General features: G+C 42.5%; 2 protein-coding genes. Both read left to right on the top strand.

Annotated elements, in window-relative coordinates:
* Positions 1 to 160: 160 nt before the first annotated feature.
* Positions 161 to 766, top strand: a complete 606-nt coding sequence (locus I6E40_RS10485) for a DUF6088 family protein (RefSeq protein WP_235387186.1) — start codon at positions 161 to 163, stop codon at positions 764 to 766.
* Positions 759 to 1,766 (top strand): nucleotidyl transferase AbiEii/AbiGii toxin family protein, encoded by a 1,008-nt coding sequence (locus I6E40_RS10480; protein ID WP_235387184.1) that lies wholly within the window; start codon positions 759 to 761, stop codon positions 1,764 to 1,766. The genes I6E40_RS10485 and I6E40_RS10480 overlap by 8 nt, the downstream gene beginning before the upstream one ends.
* Positions 1,767 to 2,613 lie beyond the last annotated feature (847 nt).

Here is a 2,613-nt window from a genome sequence, read left to right as displayed (position 1 = left end):
CCGTGAATCACCCAGAATAGCCATATAGGTCAGACTGAATTTCAAATATGCCACTTTTTAAAGTGGGCTCAATTTATAATACTCCAAAGAATACATTACCACTAATTTTGCTTGTCGCAAAAATGTTGTATATTTGCGACAAAATTAAATCCTAATTCAAATGCAATCTCTTGAAGATATAATAATTACGAATATATCAAAACGCGGTAGGGGAACAATAGTATCCCCTCTTGATTATGCGGGATATGGAGATTCAAAGGCTGTCCAAAAAGCCTTTGAACGACTTACTGCAAACGAGAAGCTGATAAGAGTGGCACGTGGTGTCTATTGTTATCCAAAGATTGATAAGGTTTTGGGATTGGGTATTCTTTATCCTACCATTGAGGAGATAGCCGCCGCTATAGCAAGGCGCGACAAGGCCAAGATAGTTCCGACCGGGACGTATGCGCTTAATAAGCTTGGGTTATCAACCCAGTTGCCGATGAATGTGGTATATCTGACAGATGGATCGCCACGTAAAGTAAAATTGGAAGGAAACAGGGGCATACAGTTCAAACATACTGCTAAAAAAAATCTGGCTTTTCAGAATGAAATCGCAATGCTTCTCACATTTGCCTTGCGTGAAATCGGAGAAAACAATATCAACGATACCCAGCTTGCCCATGTCCGTAATCTGGTCAAGTCCATACCACTTGAAACAATAAAAAAGGATTTTGCCTTGATTCCGGCATGGATACGTAAAATTATACTCGATTCCTATGAATAAATTTCTGACACTTACCGAGGCTCAAAGAAGAACAGTGTTTGAGCAGACAGCCGCAAATATAAAACTTCCTGTAGCTTCCATTGAGAAAGATTTTTGGGTAACTGAGATACTCAATATTCTTTTCTCACTGACATACGCAGACAAGATGGTGTTCAAGGGTGGTACATCACTCAGCAAAGTTTGGGGTGTCATCCGACGGTTCTCAGAAGATATTGACATTGCCATAGATCGCAGTATGTTTGAGATAGAGGGAGATGTGACCAAGAAACAACTGAAGAAGTTGCGCAAAGCTTCGTCGGTATTTGTCCGGGATACTCTTGCCAATGACCTAACATTGGCGGTAGAACAAGCAGGATTAAGTGAATTTGTGATGATTAAGGCTGCCCCCGATGGAGAAGGAGACGCGACATATCCTGAACCTCGACAGATTCATATAATCTATAAGTCGATACTACCCTCTGGAACTAATCCATATCTCCGTGATGAGGTACTGCTGGAAGTTGGAGCACGTTCTCTGTTTGAACCTACAGCCAAAGCAAAGGTTGAATCCTTTGTAACTGGGGCGTTTCCGCATCTTACATCAAATGACAGTGAAGTTCAGATTGTTGCCGCTGTTGCAGAAAAGACATTCCTTGAAAAGGCATTCCTGCTTCACGAGTTATTCACAACCGATGGTTGCCGGAATGCCAATCGTAAATCAAGGCACTTGTATGATCTATACAAGATGTATGAAGCTGGAATTGCCGACAAGGCTATTCCTAATGATGATCTCTGGGAAACCATTCGCCATCATCGAGAGGTATTCACTTCAACACGGGATGTAGACTATACTCCGGACATTCGTAAAAGGATTACCCTCACTCCCCCTGAAGGTGTCATCGAGGAATGGAAAAATGACTATGATACTATGGTTATGAATATGATATACGAGGATAATGTTCCATCATTTGCGGACATCCTTGGAATTGTGGTAAAAATAGAAAATATGTTCAAGGCTTAATATTCAAGTTTATACTATCAAACTATGGAAAAGTATTTTAAACAAAGCGTAATAGAAGGGCTGAAATGTTACTAATCTTTCTGTAGAGCATGGTTGAATTACACTTTTCTCTTATTCCCTTGCTTATAAAATTACACTTTTCCCTATTTTGACTACTCGGGAAATTACACTTTTTCCTTATTCCTAAGTTTCGAGGTGTTCTGCCGTCATATTACAGAAAGTGGAGGAATGGCGAAACTGAAAACGCGAGGAAGACGCGTTGAAGTGTCGCGAGGGGGAACGTCTGAACGGTTCGCACCAAACACTTTCACAGTGCCGGTTCGCCCCAAAGTCAAAGCATTTTTCGCGACGCCGAGACTTCAAGGGGGCGCAAAGGAAGCAAAACTTGTGCCACTTTGCACGAAAAAAGGAAGACGCCGAAAAAATATAAAAAGGAAGCGCGCGCCTCGCGCGCGGTTTCACCTTTCATACCTATACGTTTTTCAAGGGTACATGCATTTCCTCCAAACCCTACACAGTTGGGGCTTAAAGTTTGATAATCAAAGGGGTTAGGTGTGTAGGGTTTGGTCTGCAAATCCTACACAAAACCCTTCATTGTGTAGGGTTGTGCGGCGGAGTGTGTAGGGTTGTGGGGAAGCGAAAAATATAAATGTAGGGTTGGGCGGAAATATGCAAAAACGCGGTTTTCATCCTACATTTTTGCTCTTCAAGGGGCCTTTGTCGATGAGAAAAGAAAAACCAAGAAAGCCCCTTGAAGAGTATGGCGGCTACAGAAAAACATTCCTCTGCCCCACAACGGGGACGCCACCTGTGCCACCTTACTTCGGCGCTGTCGCTGCAGCAAGAT

The sequence above is a fragment of the Prevotellamassilia timonensis genome (assembly GCF_021531665.1).
In the GTDB taxonomy this organism is placed as follows: Bacteria; Bacteroidota; Bacteroidia; order Bacteroidales; family Bacteroidaceae; genus Alloprevotella.
The sequence above is the reverse complement of the archived record's forward strand: the minus strand, read 5'-3'. Positions and strand labels throughout refer to the sequence as shown.

What these genes read in the sequence shown, in the direction of transcription:
- I6E40_RS10485 (WP_235387186.1), top strand. Translation starts at nt 161, where the DNA reads ATGCAATCTCTTGAAGATATAATAATTACGAATATATCAAAACGCGGT.
- I6E40_RS10480 (WP_235387184.1), top strand. Translation starts at nt 759, where the DNA reads ATGAATAAATTTCTGACACTTACCGAGGCTCAAAGAAGAACAGTGTTT.